10 protein-coding genes and 1 pseudogene are annotated in these 25,837 nt (G+C 63.3%); 7 read left to right on the top strand and 4 right to left on the bottom strand.

Annotated elements, in window-relative coordinates:
• The first annotated feature begins 113 nt into the window (after positions 1 to 113).
• Complete coding sequence (locus OIE68_RS45940) at positions 114 to 500, top strand: hypothetical protein (protein ID WP_327097141.1); 387 nt, start codon at positions 114 to 116, stop codon at positions 498 to 500.
• Positions 501 to 835: 335 nt separating this feature from the next.
• Positions 836 to 6,856, top strand: coding sequence for a MobF family relaxase (mobF, locus tag OIE68_RS45935; protein WP_327097140.1), 6,021 nt, complete (start codon positions 836 to 838; stop codon positions 6,854 to 6,856).
• Between the two features lie 279 nt (positions 6,857 to 7,135).
• Here the strand turns inward: mobF and OIE68_RS45930 are convergent, their stop codons facing one another.
• From OIE68_RS45930 to OIE68_RS45915, 4 genes are read right to left on the bottom strand one after another with little or no spacing between them, the layout of a single operon-like run.
• On the bottom strand, positions 7,136 to 8,482 hold the full coding sequence (locus tag OIE68_RS45930; protein ID WP_327097139.1) for a hypothetical protein: 1,347 nt from the start codon (positions 8,480 to 8,482) through the stop codon (positions 7,136 to 7,138).
• Positions 8,483 to 8,500: 18 nt separating this feature from the next.
• Entirely contained in the window at positions 8,501 to 9,913 is a 1,413-nt protein-coding gene (locus tag OIE68_RS45925) for a hypothetical protein (RefSeq protein ID WP_327097138.1), read from the bottom strand.
• A complete protein-coding gene (locus tag OIE68_RS45920) occupies positions 9,910 to 11,376 on the bottom strand; it encodes an ATP-binding protein (RefSeq protein ID WP_327097137.1) in 1,467 nt (488 codons plus the stop codon). Before OIE68_RS45920 ends, OIE68_RS45925 begins: the two co-directional genes overlap by 4 nt.
• The gene (locus OIE68_RS45915; RefSeq protein WP_327097136.1) at positions 11,373 to 13,310 is read right to left on the bottom strand and encodes a CHAT domain-containing protein; all 1,938 of its coding nucleotides are present in this window, start codon (positions 13,308 to 13,310) and stop codon (positions 11,373 to 11,375) included. The genes OIE68_RS45920 and OIE68_RS45915 overlap by 4 nt, the downstream gene beginning before the upstream one ends.
• A gap of 832 nt (positions 13,311 to 14,142) precedes the next feature.
• Between OIE68_RS45915 and OIE68_RS45910 the strand changes: the two genes are divergently transcribed.
• The 5 genes and pseudogenes from OIE68_RS45910 to OIE68_RS45890 all read left to right on the top strand — a co-directional run bounded on the left by OIE68_RS45910 (position 14,143) and on the right by OIE68_RS45890 (position 25,318).
• The gene (locus OIE68_RS45910; protein WP_327097135.1) at positions 14,143 to 14,409 is read left to right on the top strand and encodes a hypothetical protein; all 267 of its coding nucleotides are present in this window, start codon (positions 14,143 to 14,145) and stop codon (positions 14,407 to 14,409) included.
• Positions 14,410 to 14,577: 168 nt separating this feature from the next.
• Positions 14,578 to 14,811: a transposase gene (locus tag OIE68_RS45905; RefSeq protein WP_327097134.1), complete on the top strand. Its 234-nt coding sequence runs from the start codon at positions 14,578 to 14,580 to the stop codon at positions 14,809 to 14,811.
• Between the two features lie 266 nt (positions 14,812 to 15,077).
• Positions 15,078 to 15,777: pseudogene (locus OIE68_RS45900) on the top strand (IS5 family transposase); the annotation flags it as partial.
• A gap of 153 nt (positions 15,778 to 15,930) precedes the next feature.
• A complete protein-coding gene (locus OIE68_RS45895; protein ID WP_327097133.1) occupies positions 15,931 to 19,431 on the top strand; it encodes a hypothetical protein in 3,501 nt (1,166 codons plus the stop codon).
• A gap of 1 nt (position 19,432) precedes the next feature.
• Positions 19,433 to 25,318 (top strand): toxin TcdB middle/N-terminal domain-containing protein, encoded by a 5,886-nt coding sequence (locus OIE68_RS45890; RefSeq protein WP_327097132.1) that lies wholly within the window; start codon positions 19,433 to 19,435, stop codon positions 25,316 to 25,318.
• Positions 25,319 to 25,837 lie beyond the last annotated feature (519 nt).

The raw sequence follows: 25,837 nt of genomic DNA, 5'->3' as shown, positions 1-25,837 counted from the left end.
ACGTTCACCTTGATTCCGCCCCGCCATCGGCGGGGTTTCTGATCTCCGGTCCGCCGCAGTGTCCACTCCTGCGGCGGACCGGACCGCCACCCCAACCTTCAGGAGCCCACGCGATGCACCGATACCCGACCTACCTACGCCACCTCACCCAAGCCGTGCGCGGCGCGCTCGCACCGCACCGCCGTCACCTCATCGTGCGCGTGTTCCTCAACCACGCCCCGCACTCCTTGCTCCACGGCTACACCCCCGCCGCGCCGCTCGTCCTCGCCTACGAGTACACCGTCCCCACCGGAAGTCCCTCGGCCGACGCGGTGATCCTCGAACGCGCCTTCGCCGCGTTCAACGGCCACCCCGAGCACCCCGACGACCACACCCATGCCGACGCGTGGGCGGCGAAGCCGTTGCGGTCGCTGTCGGTCGGCGACGTCGTCGCCATCGACGACCGCCACTACGCCTGCGAGTCCGCCGGGTGGACGCGCATCGCCGCACCACTCGCCTGAGTGCTCGCACCGCCGACGGCTAGGGGCCGGGACCGCGCGTCCGGACCCGGCCCCACGCACCGGCACCCTCCGCCCACCATGTCTCCTCACGGGTCACCCCAACACTTCTCCACACATCACCCTCATCCACCCACTCGCATACCTCACCTCCTATACACTTCTTCTTCTCTGCTACTCATCTCACTTACTCCCCTCCCTTTACCTCTTTCTCACAAGCACACCTCTTTCATCGAGGGTAACGATTTGGTAACGACCTGGGGATTTGTTTGATTTGACTAAAAAATAGTCAAATCCAACCCATTGCGGTAATCGCCTGATTCGTGCCTGATGGATATATGACCGCGACAATTCATAAAGTCGTGGCAGGCAATGGCTATCAGTATTACCTGCGTAATGTCGCCGCGAACGATAATCCCGCTCGCGGTCGGTCCAGCCTGGCCGACTACTACTCCGCCCACGGCGAGGCACCGGGCCGCTGGCACGGCACCGGCCTGGGGTCTCTGGGCCTCTCCGTGGGTGATGAAGTGACCGAGGAGCAGATGAAATCGCTGTTCGGTTTGGGGCGTCATCCCAACGCCGATGTCATCGAAACCGCGGTCTATGACGAGCAGATCCGCCTCGGCGCGAAGCATAAGGATGCCGCACGCGCCGCCGATAAATCCTCTCGTTTGGGTAACCCGTTTCGTGTTTATGCGGAGGTTTCCGAGTTCCGGAAACGGTGCGCGCAGGCATTCGAGCAACACAATATTGCGCGCGGTTCAGACCCGTACGACGCCATTCCCGACACCGAACGGGCGCGGATTCGCACCACGGTCGCGACACAAATGTTCACCGAAACCTACGATCGCGCGCCACTGAATGAGCGTGAATTGTCGGGATGGGTGGCACAGAACTCTCGCCCGAACACGACCGCGGTCGCCGGTTTCGACATCACTTTCTCGCCTGTGAAGTCGGTGTCGGTGCTGTGGGCGCTGGCGTCGCGCGCGGTCGCGGAGAAGATCGAGGCCGCACATCAGGCCGCGATCGGTGACGCACTGGCTTGGCTGGAGCAGCATGCTGTTTTCACCCGGTTGGGGCGCAACGGGATCCGGCAGGTCGATGTCGAGGGCATCGTGGCAGCACAGTTCACCCACCGCGACAGCCGCGCCGGGGACCCGGACCTGCACACCCACGTACTGATCGCCAACCGGGTTCGCGCCCTGGACGGGCGTTGGCGCACCCTCTACGGTGGCGCGATCTACCAGGCGGTGGTCACGGTGTCGGAGATCTACAACACTCGCCTGGAGCATCATCTCGAAGGTCTCGTCGGTGTGGAGTTCACCGAACGCGCCGGAACTGATCCGTCCAAGCGGCCGATCCGCGAAATCGTCGGTATCCCGTCCCGGTTGATCGAGGCGTGGTCGCGGCGCGAAGTCGCGATCAAGGAACGTCTGGGGGAGCTGGCCGCCGACTTCCAGCACCGGTTGGGGCGCGAACCGATCCCCGGCGAAATCTATGACCTCGCCCAGCGCGCCACCCTGGAAACCCGCCCCGCCAAACACCAACTGCGCTCACTGGCCGAACAACGCACCAGCTGGCGGACCGAAGCCGTCGCGTTGCTCGGCGGCCGGGAACCGCTGTCGCGGATGGTCGCGGGGGCGTTGAATCCGATTCGTGCGCCGCGTGTTTCGGTGTCGGATCAGTGGATCGAGCATACGGCTGAGCGTGTGCTGGAGGTGGTGGCAGAGCATCGAGCGACCTGGCGGCCCAACAATGTGCGCGCCGAAGTCGAGCGGCAGATCCGCGGCCGCATCCGAGGCCAGGATTGGGAACACGTCACCGAAGCGGTACTGACCCAAGCGCTCTCGCCGACTCAGTCGATCGAACGCGGCGACCCAGATATCGCGGACGAACCCGAATTGCGTACCGTGCCCGAGCTGTTGCGTCGTCGCGACGGCTCCAGCGTCTACACCACCGCAGGCTCGCAGCTTTATACCTCGGCGCACACGTTGTCGGTGGAAAAGCAGCTGATCGAGCTGTCGGTGCAGTCCGGCGCCCGCCAACTCACCCCCGCGATGGTGACCGCGGCGGTGCGCGACTACAACACACTCAACCCGGATAGGCCGTTGAATGCCGGGCAGGTCGGTGTGATCGAAGGATTCGCGACCTCGGGATTACGGGTGCATACCGCCAACGCCCCCGCCGGATCCGGTAAGACCACTGCGATGGCTGTGCTCACCGACGCCTGGCACACCAGCGGCGGGCAAGTTCTCGGCCTGGCACCCACCGCGTCAGCCGCCGCGGTGCTCGGGGAATCGATCGGCGCCCGGGTCGAGACCGTCGACAAGGTCCTCGACGTGTTGTCGCGTCACACCCCGCGCCCGGACAACCCGGCTTTGGACCGGGATGTCCCGCCGCCGCTGCCGCAATGGGTGCTGCAAATCGACGCCGACACGTTGGTCATCGTCGACGAGCACGTCAAACTCGGCAACCTCAAACGCCTACGGCTGCTGCGGTTTCTGGCTTCTCGCGGGGCGACGGTCCGCTGTATCGGCGACGATCAGCAACTGCCCGCGATCGAGGCCGGCGGCGCGGACGCGGACATGAACGCCGCCGCTCCCGAGCACACCCTGACCCTTACCCATGTCGTGCGCTTCGCCTCGACGGCCGAAGCGACGGCCAGTTTGGCGCTGCGCGAAGGCGATCCGGCCGCTCTGGGCTGGTATCTCGACAATGCTCGCGTGCACGCGGGCCACCTGGGCGCGACCCACGATGACACCTACACCGCTTGGGCCGCTGACCATCTCGCGGGCCGCGACGCGATCATGCTGGCCGCAAACCACGACGTGGTCAAAGCGCTCAACGCTCGCGCCCGCACCGATCGCATCGCCCGAACCGGCGGCGTTGTCGGTGCCGAGTGCGGGCTCGCCGATGGCTTGGCGGCCTCGGTCGGTGACACGATCCGCACCCGCCGCAACAATCCACGCCTACGTTTGGGCGCCGACGACTGGGTGCGCAACGGCTACGCCTGGAGGGTCACCGCCGTCCACGACGACGGTAGCCTGACCGCGACGCATTTGCGTTCCGGGGGAAAACGCGGTGCGAGTGTGTGGCTTCCCGCCGACTATGTGACCGCGCATGTGCGCCTCGGGTACGCCACGACGATCGATTCCGCGCAGGGAATCACCGCCGACACCTGTCACATCGCGCTCACCGGAATTGAATCCCGCCAGCAGCTTTACGTGGCAATGACCCGCGGTGTGTACGCCAACCACGCCTACATCCCGACCGCGTTGGACGGCAGTGAAGGCTCGTTCTGGAGTGAACCAGCGGTGTTTCCGCGCACCGCCGTCGAAGTTTTGCTGCGCATCCTCGGCCGCGACGGCGCACAAAAATCGGCACACACACAACTACGCGACGCACTCGACCCACGCATTCGCATCGGGCGCGCACTCGATATCTACCTCGACGCCCTCGGTGTCGCCGCCGAACACGCCCTCGGCGCTGATGGTCTGGAGCGTCTGGACGCCGCCGCGGAAGCATTGCGTCCTAACCTCACCGACAGCCCCGCCTACCCGGTGTTGCGTCAGCACCTGGCGATGATCGCGCTGTCCGGGGCCGACCCGATCGCTGCCCTGCACACCGCAGCAGGGGCGCGGGAACTCGACACCGCCGATGATGTTGCCGCGGTATTGGACTGGCGTCTGGACCCCTCCGGCGCGCACTCCACCGGCACCGGACCGCTGCCGTGGGCACAAGGAATCCCCCGCGGCCTGGGCGAAGACCGCGACGCCACACAAGTCACTGCGCGTGCCGGCATCGTCAGCGACCTCGCGTCCCAGATCCGCCGCGACAGCCACCAGTGGACTCCGGTCACAGCGCCGCACTGGGCCCGACCTCTCGTCGGCACCGATCCGCGGCTGCTCGGCGATCTCGCGGTCTGGCGCGCCAGTCTGCATGTCGACGACCGCGACATGTGCCCCACCGGACCAGCCCGCTACAGCGCGCTCGAACGCGAGCACCAACAGGTCCTCGACGAACGAGTCACCCACGCGCTCGGCGACATCCGTCTTCCGGTCAACAAATGGGCCGCCACCGTGCAGCGGTTGGAGGCCCGCGTCGTGAAAGACCCGTATTGGCCCGTCCTCGCCGACAAGATCGAAGTCGCCTCCCGCGCGGGAATCGACATCCAAACCCGGCTCACCGACGCCGCCGCGTCCCGGCCGCTGCCCGATCAGATGCCCGCCGCCGCACTGTGGTCGCGCCTGGAATTGGAACCCTCCGCACTCGACACCGGTCTCGGACAACCCAACCTGCGCCCGGACTGGATCACCGATCTGCGCACCGTGCTCGGTGACGAGGCCGCCGACCGCGTCACCGCCGACCCGGCGTGGCCGCGTGTGGTCGCCGCGATCGACCGCGCGACCGGCACCGACTGGACACCCCAGCAACTACTCACCACCGCGCACGAACTGCTCCTCGCCGCCCAACCCGACGACACCCCCGGCCTGCGCCCCGACCAACTCGCCAGCGCGCTGGCCTGGCGCATCGACGCACTCCTGCACCACACACCCACCCCACGCAACGAAACCCCCACCGCCGATCCGCCTCATCACGCGGATTCGCCTGAATCCACCACGCCCTCCGCTGCACCACCACAACCCGAATACAACCAGGAAGGCCGCCAGACAATGACTCCCGAACCTGCGTCACCACCTGCCTCCGATGTCGACATCGGAACTGAAACCGTCGCCGCGGAATTCCCTGACCGTATTCGTGAGGTGGCCGAGCTGTTTCGCACCGGCCAGATCGCTGGCGCCGTCGATGCGTTCGGCGAGCTCGCCGATATCGCTACCGATGAACAACACACCGTCCTCGCCGACATCGCCGAAACCCTCTACCGCAATGCCTTTCCCGTCGCCCGCGCACGGTTGCGGTGGGCTGCCCAGCGCCTGCCCGAGCATCGCGCACTCATCGAGGCATGCACACCAGCCAGCGACCCGCACGTCTTCCAAACCCCTACCCGCCCAGCCGAACCCGGCTACCGCCGCGACCGGCGCCGCGAAGTCGCCCGTGACCACCCCAGCCACATCGACCCCGATGCACGCCGCAAACAATTCACCGACGCACAGATCGATGCCCGCCGGACCGAGCAGGGCTACCACGACACCCGGGCCGACGTCGACGAGAATCCCTACGACAACGTGATTCCGGACGGAGTTCCGAATCACTACTACCGGCCAGTGTTACCCGATGCGCGCCCGAAGCACCGCCCGCTCGACTACGACCGCGCTGCCCTGCCCGACACCAGAGGATTGGGCTGTGTCGCCTGCAGTCTCGAACGCACCCGCACCGACGCCTCCCCCATACCACCGCGCCGCGCCGACGACGGGCTATGCGGCGAATGCCGCGACAGCGGCCAGCAAGGCATCCCCGACCACGACCCCGCCGACCACATCACCGCACGCTGCACCCACATCACCGCCACCAAACCCCCCGCCGCCGCCCGCGCGATACTGCGCCGCGACTGGCGCGCCACCCACAACCCCGCACACCGGGCCGCGATCGAAGCCTGGATCCACACCCACCCGCTAACCGACACCACACCTGAAACACCCACCGCCGCAACCGTCACCGACCCAGCGACCGACAATCCGCTCTTCGCTCTCACCGACACCCAACTCGACCACCACATCAACGAACTGCACCAAGCCCTCGCCCTCGCCGACACCGACACCGTCCTGTTCAACCCGCCCCAGCACACCCCAGATCATGAATCAGACACCGACGACCACATCCGCCGCCACACCGCAGCCCAACAGGCAATCCGCGACGCCCGCACCGCCGACCACCAACTCCACACCGCAGCAAAAGCCTTCCACGCCACCGCCACCGAACTCGCCGACGCCCGCGCCGCACTCAACACCACACCCAGTTATCGCCGCAGCCAACGCCGCGCCCTCCAAACCCGCATCAACACCCTCATCACCGAACAAGCCACCCGCAGCCGCAACCACAGCACCGCACGAGCCACCGCACGCCAAGCCAACCGCGACGCCATCCTCCTCGCCGGCACCCCCGACGGTTGGGACCACCTGCTAGACACCGACGCCGCGACCATTCTTGACCGCCAGCGCGCCAGCACCGAGGTACAAGCAAACACCGACAACGAGATCCGGACACGCATTGCCGACATCCACCAGCAGCTCGACCAATACCGCGCCGAACAACAACGACGCCGCACCCTCAACCCAACCCAACTCGCGCACGAACAACAACACCGTCACACCGAAACGGCCGACGACATCGCCCAACAGATCATCGACTACCGCGCCGAGACATCTGATCGGCAGCCAGAGGATGACCTCGGCCTGTAGGGCGCAGAGCCGTCAATCGCGCCAAACCAGAACAGTATTCGGTGGTCGTCCGCCGAGATCTATCGTTTTTGCCGCGAATTCGCCCCCGAAAAGCCGATAGATCAGCACCAGCACGGGCAGCGTTCGATCCACGATTTCACCAATGCCGCAACATGTTGGCCACCGACAACGAGACCGAAGTCGAACGATCTACAGAACGCGGCGAAGGAATCTTACTCAGCTTCTTCCTCCGAAGCGCTGAAACTATTACAGCGCAATAGAATAAAGGTCAAACTATGGTCAGGTCGGGGCCTCCCCACGGCGCACGTTGATGGCCTCCCAAGCGAGGTGCGCGATTTCGGGATGGCTGATGTCGCTGTGCGCGCCTGACGGCCCCCGGCCTGATTTGATCACAGCGGTGGCGTCGATGTTGAAAACTTTGCCTGGGACGAAGTCATAATCCGTGGAGACAGGTCCGATTGGGATGTCCTGGGCGGCAAAACCCGATCCGTGTGCGCCGAAAGTGCCTATGCCTCCATACTTGGGTAGGGCTCCCGGTGCGAACTCGACGTCTCGGGTTGCCGATGCTCCGACAGGGTAGAAGAAGCGGACCGCTCGATCGTGGACAGACCGTGTAGTGATTACTGGTCCAGCCACAAGGTTGTCCGCTAGCAACCGATGGAAGTAGCCGGATCGATTCCGCACAGCCGGGATTGTCGAGCTGTACGACCACAGTGACATTGCACCCTGCACGAGCAGGACCGAATGGACCGGTCTGAGGGACTTGGTTCCGGGCTTACCCGCAACGCATGCCGAAACGACGATGCATCCGAAGCTGTGACCGGCGAGGTGGATCCGCACAGCACCGTCTGCCGATATCGCATCTTGCAAGAGGCGTAGCAAGCTATTCGCACCGCCTTCACCGAATCGCAGCGCCCTGCGCTTCATCGACCAGAATGTGAGCATGCGTAAAGGCGCCACTACGCCGCCCAAGCCGATTCCACCGAAGTCGGCCAGCTCCTCCTCGGTCAGCGCTGCCTGATACGCCGCCTCGGCGTCGAAGACTTCTCGATCATCACCCGGGGCGGCACCTTCCCCGCTGTTGCCGAGCCCAATTCGACTGTCGATCAGGGCATACGCATCGACAACATCGGGCGGCAGATGGTCCGGCGCGATATCGTCGTTGGCCGATTCCAGAATGGTGCGGACGGCGGCTGCGGTATTCGCCCCACCACCGAGGGCGTTCGTGAAGTCATCTACAGCCCGGCCGAAGGAGGCGTCTGCATCAGCGGCGATCGCGAACGAGCCCGGGTAGTCGTCGAGGTTCTCGTCGCCCCATGCCAGGCTTGGCCAATGTAGACCGACGATTAGCGGGTTGAAGCCGGGTCTGTGTAGTTCGGCATTGTTCCGGTCGGCTGGACAGCTCAGCATCGCGCCGATCCATCGGTCGTATTGATCGATGGCGGATGGAATATCACCTTTCCAGCCGTGGCTGAGCAGAATCACATCGGTAATCGTTTCACTCCGAATCCGATCCGCCGCAGCTTCGCTCGGCTTCGTTCCGCACTCGGGCCGTTCCACTCCCTCGGCGTCGTAACAGAGCAGGTGGTAGGTGACATCGCTGTTGGGTACGGTCCGGATCGGCATTGTGCACTTCCTTATGTCCTACTCGCCGATCGCGCTCGGTGCGCGAACGGCGGGGTCACCGATTACGACGTAGCTGCGTGCGTCGTTGTTTGCGGTCCAGAGCCGTACGAGGTCCGAGTCGAGGAACCGTTCGCCGTAATGGTCCTGTCGGTACCACCCCTCGCTCAGGTCCGTGGAAAGATCTGCATACCGTTGGTTGAAGACTTCCACTGTGTGCCCCACTCGCCAACCGGCCATGATGGCCTGCAGGCAACTGGTGAACGGCTCGCGTTGTTCGCTGACGTCGGGCGAGCTGAAAGAACAACTCCAGGCGCGTTCGACATGACCGACGAATGCCAGCGTCGACATTGTCGGCGCCGTCAGTAGGTGCACAGGCAGCTGTGCAACGAAAGGCGTTATTTCATCGTGGGGTCCACCCAGCGCAAGGTGGGGAAAGTCGTTGCGATGCGGCGTTCCCGCGCCGAAGCACGCGAAGGAGAACACGATCTCTGGACGCACACCAGCGGGGACATCGGCTGCGGCAAAGTAGAACTCCGAACTGATCGGCTTGTTTCCCCAGCTCAGTGGTCCCGGCCAATCTTGGCATAGCAGTGCGCCCTGATTGTTGCGCTGCCGCACATCCGTATTGGGAAAACACATTCCGTGACTGGCCGTAAAAAGGACGCTTGGCCCGTCGGTGTCCGAGAGGAGCTCAGCGAGGCAGTCCTTGGTCGCATCCTCGCCGATCGACATGTCGACCTGCCAGTCGACGGACTTGGATAGATCCGCTTCTAGCGGCGCAACCAACTGTTCGGCACTGAGTTTGGTTGCGCGGTCCCCCTTGTTCCGCGGGCCGAAGAGCGTGATCTTCTTGCTTTTCGCCCGTTCACCGCGTTCGGCAGCTACAACGGATTGGGCGTATCGCGAATACTGATGGGTCGTCTCGAAGCTGATGCGGCCAACCGCGTACTGCACGTCGAGTTGATACTGGAATTGGTATGGCAACGCCGCAGGGTCTCCGACGAGCAGCAGATAGTATGGAACTTTTTCCGGGTTGGCGGGCCCGGGGCCCATCTTGTGTCGGGCGAGCCATCGCCGTTTGGTCTCGAGCGGCCGTGGTGCACTCTCACCTCGATACTCGCAATACCGACTGCCGGCTTGCTCGCGCCGGAGCTTGAGCAATGGAGATAGCGCTTTAACAACGTCCGCCGATGTTCCATCGGCGAAGATCACACCCCATCCCGCCTTCTCGAGATCCTCAAGATCCACACCGAATACTGCGCCGAAATGGTCCTCGGCACTCTGGCAACGGAGGTTGACGTCCTCCTTATCCTCGAGATCTTCCGGCTCGTTGCGAATCGCCTTTGCGAGCGCCTCGATGGTCTGCGGTGCCTGCAGGTACGCGCCCGTCGACCCGTCGATGCCGTTGAATGCGAATTCCGGCGCGTTCATGGTGTCACCAGCAAAATGATCGTGATTAGTTCCATAACGTTGAGGATGAACAAAATGACGACCAGAAAGGCGAGGCGGGAGCGTAGGATTGCCTGGCCATTGCGTTGTCGGGATCGTTCGATGAACTGACGCTCGACGTCACCAACGTCGTTGCGGTGCAGGAACAGCCATAATCGCGCTTCCGCCAACTCCTCTCGCGATAGCAGGTAGGAGTCGTCGCGGTCCTTACGCGACCACACGGAGGCGCGGTACTCGATCGGGTGCAAATTGATACGCCGCCATTTCCTGTTGCTGCGGATGACGGGCGTGACCAAGCGATCATGGGTCAGCTCGTACCAGATGACACCGGCCCGGCGATCACTTCGAATCAGATAGCGATCCTCCAGCCCGGCGAGCACGGTCGAGACCTCGGCAGGGCCTGTTTTCGGCCCACTCCGGCTCTGGCTGCGCCATTCCTTCTCGGTGATGAGTTCGCTGTCAAACCAATCACGCAACGCGCGCTCGTCGGTTCCGGTCTCCGTGACCACGTCGCTGATCGCGTCGGAATAGAACCCCGCCAACGTGGTGTCGATGTCGGCGTGCTTTTCGACGTCCGCTGCGGTGATGCTGCCTACCACACCCGAGCGATCACGACGCAACGCGCGCCAGAGTCGATGGCATGCGACCTGCAACTGCACCGGCTCGACGTGGAGTCCGACACGTTCTTCGAAGACACCACCCGGACACTCCACCCGCACCCGGGCGAGGTCGGCGAACAACTGTTCGGCACCCTCGTCGGAGAAGTCGCCGTCGTAATCTCTCGCGGGCTCCTGGATGGCCCGCAGCGCGGAGTCATGCTGCAGGAAGTCGAGCCGATACCGCGTCCGTAGTCGGCCGGGAATGTAGCGCAAGAACGGCTCAAGCCCGCCGATGAAATCCTCGCGCATCGAGAAAAGCGCCCACCGACCTGCATTCGTGAGCGCCGCGCCCAGCTGCTCGAAGAATTCCCGCTGCCCGTCCCAATCCGTCGGATCGAGATTGAGGATCTCCTCGAACTGGTCGAATATCAGAACCCGCTCGGTGTCCGAAGGCTGCTCTGAGTCGAGCCGCTCAAGCACATCGGTTAGCGTGGTCTGTTCGAGGCCTTGGCAATCATCGAGTCGATCCTCCCCGACCAAAGCGAGCGCCACACTGTAGACCCAGCGATTGGCTACCGGTTCCGGTGCAAACGCATTCACCCGTAGAGTGCGCGAGACGCTGAACCCTTCGCGGGTGAGTGCCGGTATCACCCCCGCCTGGATGAGCGACGTTTTTCCGGCGCCGGATGGTGAGTGGAGCAGAACTATTCGCTCCGCTATCAGCAGATCGGTAAGTTCGCGGCGTTCCCTTTCCCGGCCGTACAGGACCTCATCGGACCTGAAGGCACGCGGTCCGACGTAGGGGTTCTTCTTCCGGCGGCTCTTTGCCGGCACAACGGTGGTCATTCTTCGTCCTGCAATCGAGCCTGGAGCTTGCGCAGAAATTCGCTCGTTTCACCCCAGAAGATGCGCACCGTCGCAAGGTCCAAGTAGGATTCCAGGTACTCCTGAGCCGCGTCCGATTCCATCAGCTGGCTGTCCGGACTCAGCTGCACGCCGACGTGCTGTCGCCTTCTCAACTGGTCGCGTCCACGGAAGCTCTGTACGCCCTGAAACAGCACGCGAAAATCCCAGTCGTCGAGCTCGTATCCGAGAAATAACAAGGAACTTCGAGTGAGGGCTTTTCCGACGATCGACGTCTCATTCCGTCGCTCGATCCAGCTTTTTATCCAAGCGAAGTAATCATCCTCCGACAGCACCAGAGTCTCGGGATGCTCCAGCCGACCGAACATATGGTAAACGAGCGGCCGCTCGACGCTTGGCGCTTCTTCGAGGTCCTGTGCCGCGCCGACGGTTTCGGCGGTCCAATCGAACGATCGCATGACCGGCCGCTTGCCGACCTCCGTCAGAGCGGCCTCGAGCAGGCCGGTCCAGTTCGTCGTGACGAAGACCGACGCTGGCAAATCCGCAATTATGTGGAATGGGTCGTGCTCGTCCTGCGCGCGCTGTAACCGCCCGATCTCGAGCAGTGCTGGTTCGGGATCGGGTCCCTGTAACAATTCGCCTGGAAGGGTGTCTTTGTAGCGGTCACGCAGCTCCGTCATCACGTACTTGAGCAGCTCAACCTCTGGATGACGCTGGGCGACGCGCACGGTCAGATACTGCGCCACCTTTGACAGATCCGTCCGGTTGTGCTGATTTATCGGTGCCTGCCACCGCTCGACCCACCGTTGAGCGATTTCCGAACGCGAACCCAGAATGCGGTCGGCGACACCCGGCCCGACAACCGGTGTGCACATTCCCGTCTGGATGCCGTCGATCAGCGCCTTCCAGGTGAACGAGGATTTCTCGCTGAATTCCGGCAGGTAGTAGGTGCGCCCGGTCCGGAGCCGGGAAAACAGCACGGGCATCCACCAGTCCGTCCTATTCGCGATCTGACCGCGTGCGTGAGCCACTGCGCGGTCTACCACGCCGTCACGGCCGAGCGCCTCGAAGAAGGCGGGGAGGAACCGAGCTGCGGACTCGATCGTGAAGTCGCCCTGCATCGCGAGCACGGCGGGGATACCGGCTTCGGCGAGGCGCGGACCAAGCGACTTAAGGGCAACCTCGTCCGAGGTTCCATCCTCGCCGCCGACACTCCGGCATGCACAAATGACCGCGATTGTGGGCCGGTGCTGGAGTCCGGCGATCATCTCGGTGATCTGGGAACCTGTTACGCCGTCATAGGTTCCGTCCGGCTTCTCCAGGTACAGAACCGTCTCGTTCGCCAAGTAGGCACCGTGACACACGACATACAGCACGTCGAACCCATCGCCGGGCGCATCACCACTGAGGGCTTCCCGCACTGCGGGCAGCGTGGCTCGGTTCTGTTCACTGGAAAGCAGCTTGACCTGCATACCCTTGAGCGCCTGCCTGGCGCGGTTCTCCTCCTCGGGCACGTCGAGGGCCGCAAGGCTGCGCCCGCCAGGGGTCACTGTGCCGAGGTCCGGATTCGCAATTACGGCGAGCGCGCGCAGTTCGTGCTTCCGAGGCGGAGCGATAGTGCGCCAATCCGACGTACTCAGATAGCGCGAGAAGCTAATGTTGTTCCGAGTGGCGATCGGACTTTCGTCGTCGGGATCCCCCAGCAGCTCCCACCGCAGGGCGTGGTATCGAGAGGGCGCCTTCGGATCGAGCAGCAATCGCATGTGTACGGGCAGTTCGCCGTTGTCCGCGACGGCCCGCGCCTGTCGATACATCTTGAGCACGTCGTGTTCTGAGCGCAGCACCTGATCGGTGAGCATCGTCGCGTAGGCCGTAGGATTGCCACGCAGTAACCCTAGCGAATCGGCATCGATCAATAAGGGGTCCGTACCGAGCTCACGAACATCGTTCGCGTTACTCGGATCGTCGTAGTGGATACTGACGTCGAACCTACCGTCATCGTGTCGCCAGCGTAGCCCCAGCTCAAGTTCTGCACATCTCGTACCCATCCTGATCACCCCAATTCTCTGGGATTAATCTATTCACACAATTTTCCAATTACACGGGTAGTCGACTACTTCAAATCACGGGACACCGCGCGGGCGAGACACGTAGTACGAACCATACGAGGTGCGAGAGCCGGACCTTAAATGACGACATGGCGGCAGGTAGCGATGCCATCAACATATAAATCAATCAGGACTTCTTCGACAGGCCAGGGCGTGCCCGAAGAAAATCCAAGGCCATGGTCGTTGTCGTGACCGAGCCACGAAAGTTCAGCCTGTATGTTGCGGGCGAACGGGCGGAACCCGTGCAGGAGCAAACAATGTCCAAGCTTGTTCTTCAGTGACAATCTTCTGGGCGACCTCGATATTCAACGCTGGACCGTTGCCCACGTCTTCAGCAGCCACACCGTCTCGTCGTCGTAGACGAAGACTAAGCCCGGTAAGCGCCGGTCGGCGTGGTGGTTGTTGAGAGCTCCCCTGATCCGTGCCGGGACGCCTCGAAGATGTGAAACACTGGCAGTCGGGTCGCCTCGCCGACGCCGACCGTTCTTTGGGTATGCGATCCCGATTGAGAGCTTGGTGCCGGGGCCCGACTTGGAGGGGCACGCATTGCTGCTTCGAGCACGCCGGTCAGTTTTTCGTTTCCCTGACCGAGGCCCCCGGGGCGGCCCGCCATGCGGGTTCGAGCAGGGAAGGGCGATCAGTGAGGTCGGTTCCGGAGGAGATTCCCGACGAGCAGCACGAGTTGGTGCCCAAGCGGGTGTGCGCGATAGATGTGGCCAAGGCGGCCGGCAAGGTGTGCGTGCGGATGCCGCGGGGGCGGATCCGGGCGCAGGGGCAGCCGGTGTGGGACGTAGCCGCGACGACCGGCGCGATCAGCGAGCTGGCCGATCAGCTGGTGGCCGAGGGGGAGAAGGTCACCGTCGAATCGACCTCGGACTATTGGCGGATCTGGCTCGCGGTGTCATGAAGGCCAAACGCCCCGCTCTGGTCGAGGCCCTGTCGGGTCGGCTCGACGCCCACCACGGCGAGCTGGCCAGGATGATGCTCGATCAGATCGATACCCTGACCACTCGCATCGACGAGTTGCTGGCCACGATCGCGCTCGAAGCCGGTCTTGTCTCCGACGGCTATGCCGGTGGAGACCGACGACGCTGGGATGACTCTGGTCGAACGTCTCGACGAGATTCCGGGCCTGGGACCACAGGGTGCCCAGATCATCCTCGCCGAAATCGGGACGGATGTGAGCCCTTTCCGCACTTCCGCGCACTTGGTGTCGTGGGCGAAGCTGTCGCCCAGCACCATCCAGTCCGGGCCGGTGACCCGCGGCGGAAAGACCGATTCGGCCTACGGTAACTACCCGGCACCGTAGATCTCGTAAGTCTCGACGGTCGCCGCGCCTCCGTAATCTTTCGCGCGGACAAGCCCTGGCGCGGCCACCTACTTTTCCTGCGCCGCGATCTGGTCGAAGACTTCGCTCGCGATCGTCGGATCATGCAGGTGGCTTGGGGTGAACGCGAAGCAGCCATCGACTGGCATTCTCCCCCCAACTGGGTGCGCACGGCACAGCGCAGCCACACGAATATATGGCGCCACATCCAACTGCTCGAGGCGGACCAGAGCAGTGCAGAAAGCTAGGTGTTCACCGCGGTGGTGACGTGCTGACCAGCGGGTGTGCGTGGCGGATGCTGCCGCCGTCGTTCGGGGTCACCGTGCCGACAGCGCATCGCCGGTTCACCGTGTGGACCAACGCTGGTGTGTGGCGGCGGCCACATCGCGCCGTGCTCGATGAGTTGGGCAGCGAAGGCTTGATCGACTGGTCGCGAGCGGTGATCGACGCGGCGTCGGTGCGAGCTCATTAGGGGGCGATATGACCGGGCCGAGCCCGGTCGACCGTGGCAAGTCCGGCTCGAAACTGCACGTGCTGTCCGATCGGGCGGGAATCCCTCTAGCCGTGGGTGTTTCGGCCGCCAACACCAACGACGCCGAGGCACTGCGCCCGCTGGTACGGGCGATCCCGCCGATACGGTCTCGGCGCGGGCCGCGGCGCCGCCGACCGGCAAAGCTGCACGCGGACAAGGCATACGACATCGCCGAACTGCGCGGGTGGGTCCGTCGGCGCGGCATGGCCGTACGCATCGCCCGCAAGGGCATCGAGTCCAGCGAGCGGCTCGGCCGCCACCGCTGGGTGATCGAGCGGACGATTTCCTGGATGACCGGCTACCACCGGCTCAACATCCGCTACGAACGCAAGGGCATCCACTTCTGCGCCTTCCTGACACTGGCCGCCGCGCTCACCTGCTTCAAGAAACTGGCAAAGGTGAGATCAGCGACATGAGACACGGTCTAAGGGCCGGAAACTTCGAGTAGTCCGCTACTCGTGTGATCTCCGCCATCGCGGTGGACATTTTTGTAAGGCAGAGGATTCAGCCCTCATCAAACATGAATATCTGTTACCGCAAGATACTGCAAGACCATCTCCGAGGTCGTGATGGCACTTCACGAAGAGAACTTCCTCTCCATCCGCACTCTCCACGCCAGAACGTCATGGCGAACGCCAAGCCGGATTATTGTCGAAGAGCCGGCTGGCAGCACGGAGATCGACTACCGCGACCTGCTCACCGAGGCGAACGAATGTTTCTTTCGCCGGGAGTACACGGTTGCTCTGCAATGGTATCTGGATTTGTGGGAGCAGATCCTCATCCAGAGTCACCCTGAACTACCTGCCGCTACGCATGGCTCAGCACTACTGGGCGGACGGATTTTGGACGCCACAGTCATCGATCCGGAAAGGATCGTAGAGCTGAGCCGGCGTCATGTGGCCGCGACCAAACCCGGCGCGCCGATAATCCTTCCGGCAGATAACCGTCGGCTGTTCACCCGGACGGAAGTGGCGCCGAACCAGGCGCTCACCAAATTCTCTGCGCTCACCATTGACCCAGACTTCGCTGAGGCAGCGACGGTCGACGCACTGCGAATCGACGCGCGGCGCCTGGTGGTCAAGGGCGACACATCCGGCGCGGAGCGAGTGTACGCCCAGCAGGTCGAAGCAGCACGACGACAAGGCGCAGTCAGGCTGGCCGCCGATACTCTCGCGGAGTCCGGCGCGGTGCTCGCCACCTATACGCGCGACGACAAGACATCGCCGTGGCGAGCTGCCGCATTGTTCGAGCAGGCCGGGTCAATCTACAGTGCCCTTGGTGACGTACAAGCTCACCAGGCAATGCAAGCCAACATTGAGTTACTACGGCAGAAACCGCAGGGAGGCTGTTGGCTGAGCCGACTCGTTGGGCGAGCCCACGGAACAACGCCCGAGGGCACGAACGCTGCTGACCCACCTGGGGCGGGCGTGATCGCGATCGATGATGTTGTGCGAGGCCGGACAGGGCCGGATGACGTGTTGATCGCTCACCGCGATGGAGGCGCGTCCGTCGATGACCCGCTCGTCCTTCCCACGCCGGTGACCAGCAAGGTGTTCTTTGTGCCTGAGGGCAAGGCACTCACGAGCGCAGCAGCCATCGTAACGAGCGAGGCGAAGGTCAACGAGCAAGCGCGCTCGGTTGGCTTCCTCGGCGTCGATGGACCTACGGTCGTCAGGCTCGAGTCTGGGCAGTGGCAGAAGGCGATCGTCCACGACTTGCTAGAGCCGCGAGTAATCGCCGCGCCTGACCGGCTGCGGATTGCCTTTCAGACGCCCACCACCTTCGTGGCCTATCTCACCCACCTGTTCTTCTATGTCCTCCCGCTCGCGATCGCGGAAACCTACGCCAAGCTCGGGCGATACGAACAGGCCGTATCAACCTACGCCGGGATCCTGAACTACCCGTGGCTCAACACCGCTTATGAGGGTGCAGACCTGTGGCAGCGAATGGCTTCGACGCAGGTGCTGTGGGGCGACTCCTTGTTCCGTCGAGGCGAGAGCGCGGAAGCTCTCGCGCACTATGAGCAGATCGTGACCCTGCCCTATGCGGTGCCTGTCGATTCTCCGCTCTACGCGCCAACGCCATTCGCTGCCGCAAGCGCACAGGCGGGTGAAGTGGTCAAAGACCTGTCCGGTCGGCGAAGTCGTGCGGTCAATCCGAAGGTCGCCGAAATCGTCACCGCTGCCGCGCGCCAGCTCCTCAAGATCGACGCTGGCTTGAACATTCTTGGCCTCTCCGATGACTACGTCCCGGTCCTGCGGTTCACCTACCTACAGAGCGCAGCGAACTTCCTGGCGGACAATGCCATCCAGGCAGCGCGGACGTTCATCCAGTTCCGGTCCCAGGCAGAGCAGCAAAGGTTCGAGCGGATGCAGCTCGAAAGCGCCGTCACGCTGAACGAGGCCGCCGTGCAGGTCGAGGTCAAGCGTCAGGAGGACGCAGCGTTGGAGACAGTGGTGGCGGCACGCACCCACTCACTCACTGAGTCGCGGAAGGCGCACGCCGAGGCGAATCTCACCGACTGGGACACGATTGGTCGCGACGTGGCGGATCAGAACGCGGCGCTGTCGTACGCAGCGAACGCCGCCAACGACCATGACATCACCTATACAGGAGTGCGTTACCAGGGCGAGACGCACGATTACAGCGGTGATGTCGAAGACTTCTTCGACGTAGTTGGCGAGGAACGCGAATGGCTGAACTTCGAACTTCAACGTAATCGGCTGACCAGAGCGGTCGAGGAAGCCGAGGCGGAGGTGCTCGTAACAGAGATGCGCGAACACCAGGCGCGGCGTCGACTGGAAGTCCAGGATCTCAACACCAAGTTGGCTGGACTCCGGCTCGAAAGTTCGCGTGAGATCCTCGATTACGCCGAGAACCGGATGTTCGATGAGGACCTGTGGTTCCGCCTCGCCAGCGACATGGAGGGCGTCGCTCGCACGTACCTCGACATGGCGATCGAGGCGGCCTACGTGATGGAACGGGCGTACGCCCTCGAGTTCGACCGCGACCTGCACCGGATTCGGCTCGACTACGGACTCGGCGGTCCGGAGAGCTTGCTCGGCGGCGACCAGCTTAAGCAGGACATTGCCTCGTTCACGATCGACTACATCCGTCATGCCCAGAAACAGAACCCAATCCGCGTTGCTGTATCGATGCGCGAGGAGTTCCCGCAAGCATTTCACGCCTTCCAAAGCAGCGGTGTGCTGCCGTTCCGGACTGACCTGGAGATCTTCGACCGCCGTTACCCGGGCACGGTGCGACGCAAGATCAAACGTGTCGAGGTGTTCGTCGAAGGGCTCATCCCCACGAACGGGATAAGCGGCACCCTGCAGCACGCAGGTGTGTCCACTGACTGGCGCCGAAAGTCGGGTTCATGGGTCAAGCACACCCGCGTTGTCCCCGAGGAGGTCATGGTTCTATCGAGCTACCAGTTCCGTCGGGACTATGCCGTCTTGCGACTGCGGGAGGAGGTACTCACAGCCTTCGAAAACCTCAGCCCGCAAGGTAACTGGACACTGACAGTATGGCCGTCAGCGAACGACCTGGACTTCCAGTCGATCAGCGACATCACGCTCGTGCTCTACCTCGACTGCGACGTCGACTCCTCCCTCGAGGAGCATACTCGCGCGCTCTACGACACGACCGGCGGCCGCTCCTTCATCCGCTCGGCCCGGCTGCATGAACCCGATGAATACTTCTTGCTCGAGCGCAAGCGCGAGCTCGCGTTCCATATCCGCGAGACCCAGCTGCCGGCGTGGGTGACAGATCCTGAGCTCACCGGCTTCACGGTGCGTCTGATCGGCGCACCGGGTGCGCCGCCGATCGGTGTCCGAGAACTCACGATCACACGCGGCTCGGACGGCGCGTCGGTCACGGCGAACTCCAATGCCGCCGGAACACTCGCCGGCGATGCCACGACTATGGCTCCCTTCGGTGCCTGGCGGCACGACACCCCGGTGGACACGTTCACCGTGGCATTCGCCGAAGACGACGATCTCTCTCCAATCGTCGACGTGCAGCTTGCCCTGTCCTACCGATTCAGCTACCGAACCGACCCAGAGGTCTGAGATGACCGCAAATGGTGTCAACCCGGTATCGCGTCCACTTCCGGTCGGCGGCGGGGGCACGCGTCCCGTCGGCGAGGGCTTCCGGCCCAACCTGGCCATGGGCGGCGGATCGCACCGGATCCCGCTGGACCTGCCGCACGGACCGGGTGGTGTCAGCCCGCGGTTGGAACTGCTGTACAGCACTGGACTCGGTGATGGATTCTTCGGGATGGGGTGGGCGTTGAATGTGCCGTTCGTCGAGCGTCGGCGTCCTTCGCCGTTCCGCCCAGCAGAGCCGGATGTGTTTACCCTGTCGGGAGCCGAACCACTGGTCGCGATGACGGGTGAGCGGTGGGCACCCAGTGTGGGGAGTCAGCCGCAGATCTTCACGCGCGAACGAGACAGTTGGATATGCCGGACACCGGACCTGCTCACCATGACGTTCGGCGCCAGTGCACAATCGCGACTTGCCGGTTCGGTCGACGGGGCCGACCAAGTGGTTCGCTGGTACGTCGACACGATCACCTTCCCCAATGGGTTAGAGGTTCGCCACGAGTACGAGACGGTCGACGGGGAGCACCGACTGCGGCGACTTTCGTACAGCGAGTTCGAGCTACTGCTCGACTACGAGGCCCGGCCTGACCCATCGACCTCGCACGCGCTGGGCTTCGCGGTGCCCCTGCGTTCGCGCTGCACCCGTATGCTGCTGCGGCATTCCGTCCGCAGCACCCCCTCCGACGCGCGGGCATGGGAATTCGGGTACACCCAGGCACCGGCTGTGGGGCATTCCCTACTCTCATCACTGACAGTTCTGGGCTGGCACGGCGAGAACGAGACGCTGGTCGAGTCCCGCCGAGCACCGATAACGTTCGGCTACACGGCATTCGATCCGGGCCGCGAACAGCTGCGGCAGTTTTCCACGAGCACAATCCCGCCGCCGCCTCTAGATGGCGATGTCACGCTCCTCGACTACCTAGGGACGTCACTACCCGGCGTTCTGCGGCTGGGACGCGACGGAGCAACATACTGGGAGAATCGCGGCGAGCACAGCTTCGGCCCCCCGCGACGGCTGCATCAGTTGCCCGGCGGTGTGTCGCTAGCGGAGGACATGGCGCGGTTCGCTGACCTCACGGGCAACGGCACCGCCGATTTGCTGATCGGGGACACCATCGGCGGAGCCTGGTTCGACCACGACCCCACGAACGGATTCGCGGTGCGGCGGCAGCTCCGCCTCGCCGCGGGTTTCGGCCTGGAGGACGAACGGTCAACCTTCCTCGATTTGGACGGCGACGGCGTGGTTGATCTGCTGGCATTTCGCGCGGGCACTCCGTTCGCCTTTATCAACAACCATCGCGGATTGGAATGGTCCGGGCCGTTTGTACTGCCATGGGGCGACCTGCCGCCGCAGCTCGACCGCGACCCCCGGTTGCGTTTCTCCGATATGACCGGCGACGGGCTTCCGGACGTAGTCTTGCTGCGCTCGCAAGCAATAGTCTATTGGCCCAACCTCGGTGGCGGTCGGCTCGGGGCACCGGTCACGATCGACGGGACGCCCCCGTTCGAAGTACCGGATCCCGACCGCAACGTCCATCTCGCCGATGTCGACGGCGACGGCACCGCCGACCTCGTCCTGTTCGGTGCGGGCGAAGTGCGGATCCACCTCAATCAGGGTGGACGACGGTTCGGGCCGGCCATCGTCATCGACCGGACACCAGTACTGTCCTCGTCCCGAGCAATCCTCGCCGACATGACCGGATCCGGCACAGCTGGGCTGCTGTGGACGAAGAGTCCGAATGCCGACGGCACGACCGGCTACCTCTACCTGGACCTGTTGGGGGGCGAAAAACCATACCTGCTGTCATCGGTCGACAACGGCGCCGGGCTGCACACAGACATCACCTACACGACCTCCGCCCGGGAACGTGCACGCGACCTCGCCGCCGGACGTCGCTGGACGGGATATCTTCCCTTCCCAGTGCATGTTGTTGGGTCGATCGCCACAACCGACTCGGTGACCGGGCAGTCGGCGTCGACAAGCTACCGATACCACGACGGGCAGTTCGACGGCCGTACGCGTCAGTGGCTGGGCTTTGCCGAGGTCGAGTCGGAGGATCCAGGCACCGATCACGAGGCCGCCTCGATGCAGCGGCTTTGGTTTCACAATCAGATCGCCTCCGCCGGTGTCCCCGCGTTCGAGGCCGGCCGTGGCCAGCCGCACCGGACAGAAGTCATTGACCCCGCCACAGGTGAGGTACGAGTGGTATCGACTTCGACTTGGTCGGCGCTCCCCACTGACCCCGATAGCCCAGAATCCGGCGCATGGTTGGCGGTAGAGACGGGGCGGACATCCACCCGGCTGGACGGGGGATTGCCTTACGCGATAGAGCGCTACAGCTACGAGCACGACGACATCGGTAATACGGTGCGCGAGACTCGGCGGGGAGAGTGGTCCGACGAGGAAGGCCCGCACACCGACGAGCTCCTGATCGAGAGGGTATTCGCGACTCACCCGGTCCATGGGTTGACCAGCTTCCAGTCACGCGAACGCAGATCCAGTGGCGGTCGGCTGCTCAAGGGTTTCGACTGGTTCTACGACGGCCCCGACTTCGTCGGTCTACCCACCGGTGCGGTGGAGCGTGCCTACCTCAGCCGGCAATCCGAGATCGCATTGACACCGCAGATGCGCGCCGATGCCTACGAAGACGCTGCGCCGCCGATTCTCGATGACCTGTACCGCACCGAACTGGATCCGGAACTCGGTCTGGTGCACATTCACGACACGCGGCGCTACCGAAATGATGTGTTCGGTAATCAGATCGCGACACTCGATGCGCTCGGACTGCGGATCGAGCTGACTTACGACTCGGCCGGACTCAACCCGATCTTGATCACCGAATCCGATCGGACGTCACGATCCGTCACTTTCGACCCGGTCGTGCAGCAGGCGACCTCGATCGAGGACTCCAACGGCAATGTGCTGCGAACCCGGTTCGACGGGCTCGGCGAGATTATCGCCGTCTGGAAGCGAGGGGCCGAGGCGGACAAACCGACGGAAACCTACTCCTACGACCGCCGAACCGTCCCGCACAGCATGATCCAACGAGTACGGGTCCTGCGGACCGACGATGTCCCCGGATGGGAGAGGCACAGCTACCTGGACGGGACAGGCCGTGCGTTCCAGGTGCGTACTCGAACGCGCACGGGTTGGACCGTCGAGCAGACCAAGGTGATGTCGATGCGGAACCGCGAGATCACCGTCATCGACTGCTACGACGCCGCGACGTCGGTCTTCGAGGCGACTGCACCGACGGGAACGGTTCGCCACGACAAGCACTATGATTTCGCTGGGCGATTGGTCAGCGAAACCCTGTTCGGCGGCACAGAGGTTCTCCACCGGTACGCGGGCGCGGAGACACGATTCTACGACCCGGACGCAACCAAGGCGCTGAACCTCGATCCCTTGTCGCCGCCGTCACGCACCAGCCGAACCGACGCCTGGGACCGCATCGTCGCCATCGTGGAGCACGACGGAACCGCAACGCCGACAGAGCATCGCCGCTACGACGCGCTCGGTGAACTCGTCGAAATCGTCGATGCCGGAGGAACGACCGCCCTCGCCTCTGTGCTCGACGGATGGGGCAACAGAATCCGGATCGACTCGGCCGATGCAGGTACATCCCTATTCGTCTTCGACGCGGCCAACAACGAGGTACTGCGGGGCGACGCCGACGCCCGGCAGCTTTATCACGAGCGAGACGCCCACGGCCGGGTCGTGCAGATCCGTGCCGGCGGTCCAGCCGGGACTGTCGAGGAGACGTACACCTACGACACGGGGCCGGGCAACAACCTTGCCGGTCGCCTCGGTCGTGTTGTCGGCGCATTCGGGACAGTGGACTACTCCTACGATGTGGAGGGGAATCCGACCACGGTCGCGCGCACGTTTACTGGGGATTCGACAATGCACACCATGGCCTACAGCTACGACTCCCAGGGACAGGTCCGTTCGGTCACCTACCCGGACGGGCACGTCGTCTCCTATGACTACGATCCGGATGGGCTACTGCGCGCCATTTCCGGTGTCGTCGAAGATATCGCGTACGGCCCGCACGGTCGCCGTACGCGCATGCTGTTCGTCAACGGGTTGGAAGCTCGCCGAGGCTTCACCGGAGGCGACCATTTGCTCCGCGAAATGTCGGTGGCAGTCGTGACCGCCATGGATGGTGGCCCAAACGTGGGCACCAAACTGCAGCATCTTGTGTACACCCTCGACGACGTGGGACGCGTTCGCATGACGGAGGATCTGTCAACCGTGACCGGAAAGGTCCGCAATACACAGACGTTCGGCTACGACGCACGCAATCGGCTGGCCTTCGCCACCGGCACCGGACCCGGCGGCGCCGCATACCGCTTCGACTACTCCTACGACGTTGCGGGCAACATCATCGATGGCGAGTCATTCTCGGGGATGGTCCACGGCCGCGACGGCGACGATACGGCTCATCCCAACCGGCTTGTGCGCCGGGCCGACAGGTCGGAGTCGGAATACGCCTATGACGCTTCGGGTAACCTGATCAACGACCCGGAGTTGGGAACACTCGAATACGATGCCCGCCACAGACTCATCCGGGTTGCGCGGCCGGACGGAGGAGTCGTCGAATACGACTACGACCATAACGACCGACGGGTAACCACACGGTTGGCCAGCGGCGGCTCGACAGCAACTCGGCACGAGGTCGAGGGAGTCTTCGTAATCGACGCCGAAGGAACCACGAAGGTCGTATTCGACGAAGACCACCGGCTTGCACTGATCCCCTCGACAGGCAATGCGCTGCTGCATCATTTTGACCGTCTGGGCAATGTGAACGTCGTAACCAACCTCGACACAGGCGGTTTGGCTGCGGCAAATGAGTACTCCCCGTTGGGCGCACTGGCGACTTCCATCGTATTGCAGCCGCACTATGCATTCCATGGCGCAATGCTCACCGACGGTATGGACATCGTCCTACTCGGCCAGAGGTGGTACCGACCGACGCTGGGCCGCTTTCTTACCGCCGATGGTTACCTCCTCATTCATCAAGACACGATCCCCGGCATGCATGCTGGTGCCCACCTGTACCTCTATGCGCTGAATAATCCGGCCAATTTCAGCGATCCCACCGGTAGGCTGGCTTTTTTGGCCGCGTTGGCTATCGCGGCAATTGTCGGTGCCGTCCTCGGGGCGGTCGGTGCCGCCAGCAGCGGGGTAAAAACTTGGGACGAGTTCCTGCTCTGGACCCTCGGCGGGGCGATCGGAGGGATGCTCGCCGTTATAGGTTGGGCCGGCATAATCATCGGCACAGCAGCCTTGTTCGGCGCCACTGTCCCATTGGCGGCCGCCGCAACGGCTGGTTTGATCATCTACTCCATTTTCGGCCTGATAGGCGCCCTATTTACTTACGGATGGGATAATTCGGCAGACAAACGATTCTGGTTCGTCAGCTTTCTCGTCAAGTGGGCACAATCGCCCATAATAACGACCATCGGCCTGATCGTCGCAGCTTTCTTCGTGGCGGGTGGCAATGATGTCGACTTCCGACGCGGCATGCTTTTCGTCGAGGTCGGTCCAGGCGAGGGAGCGCTCACTCTCGGCGCGATCGCATGGACGCGGAGTTGCGAGTTCCAACGGAACGGCACAGTGCGCGACGCACTTGCTCAACATGAAGCCCATCACAGCCGAACCATCGCAGCCATCGGAGAACTCGGCTTCTATTTCACCTACGTCGTAGTCGGGGGCCTTTGGGCCGGTGCGACTTCGAGTCTCTTCTGCTGGAACGACATTAACACGCGTGGGAACGGAAATCCGTTCGAAAAGACAGCGCATACGTACACAAATGACAACGGACAGATTGCTTCGAGCAAACCTTGCTAGACACGAGTATTGTTATGTCACTTGTCCGCGGAACGTGAATCGCCCCGTTTGAGTCCGGAGACTTATTGGTATCACAGCCCGGCGGGTTGCTGGGCTGGGTTGTTGAGCGTCTTGGACAGTATCCTGGGCGGCCCGCCTGTCGACTCCTATACGAGCAGGTAGGTAGCCCGATCAATTCCGCAACGTCCCTGGTTGGACGACATCCTTTTCGTAGCTGCCTGCGATTCGGCGATTGAGATGATCGGCGCCGAGGCGGTGAAGATCAACCTCGGGCCGTCGGCGCAAAGGACTCAGTTCGGTCTGCCTCGCAGAATCCAGAAGTCGTAGCCGCGCTCCTGACGATGCTCCCACCTTGTCTCCCCGAGCCCGCGAGGCGCCGCACCTCGGCTTCCACATCCTCAGGCTCGATGTCGATGTGCATCCGCTCTTTCGACACCTTGTCATCGCCGTTCGCTTGCAGCAAGATCCGAATCTCGGGAGCGGGCAGACGCAGACGCCGGTACACACCACGGCTGCCGC

This window comes from Nocardia vinacea, from assembly GCF_035920345.1.
Taxonomy (GTDB): Bacteria; Actinomycetota; Actinomycetes; order Mycobacteriales; family Mycobacteriaceae; genus Nocardia; species Nocardia vinacea_A.
This window is presented reverse-complemented; position numbering and strand designations above follow the sequence as displayed.

Coding starts and splice junctions, on each gene's coding strand:
- OIE68_RS45940 (WP_327097141.1), top strand. CDS start 114: ATGCACCGATACCCGACCTACCTACGCCACCTCACCCAAGCCGTGCGC.
- mobF (WP_327097140.1), top strand. CDS start 836: ATGACCGCGACAATTCATAAAGTCGTGGCAGGCAATGGCTATCAGTAT.
- OIE68_RS45930 (WP_327097139.1), bottom strand. CDS start 8,482: ATGCCGATCCGGACCGTACCCAACAGCGATGTCACCTACCACCTGCTC.
- OIE68_RS45925 (WP_327097138.1), bottom strand. CDS start 9,913: ATGAACGCGCCGGAATTCGCATTCAACGGCATCGACGGGTCGACGGGC.
- OIE68_RS45920 (WP_327097137.1), bottom strand. CDS start 11,376: ATGACCACCGTTGTGCCGGCAAAGAGCCGCCGGAAGAAGAACCCCTAC.
- OIE68_RS45895 (WP_327097133.1), top strand. CDS start 15,931: ATGGCACTTCACGAAGAGAACTTCCTCTCCATCCGCACTCTCCACGCC.
- OIE68_RS45890 (WP_327097132.1), top strand. CDS start 19,433: ATGACCGCAAATGGTGTCAACCCGGTATCGCGTCCACTTCCGGTCGGC.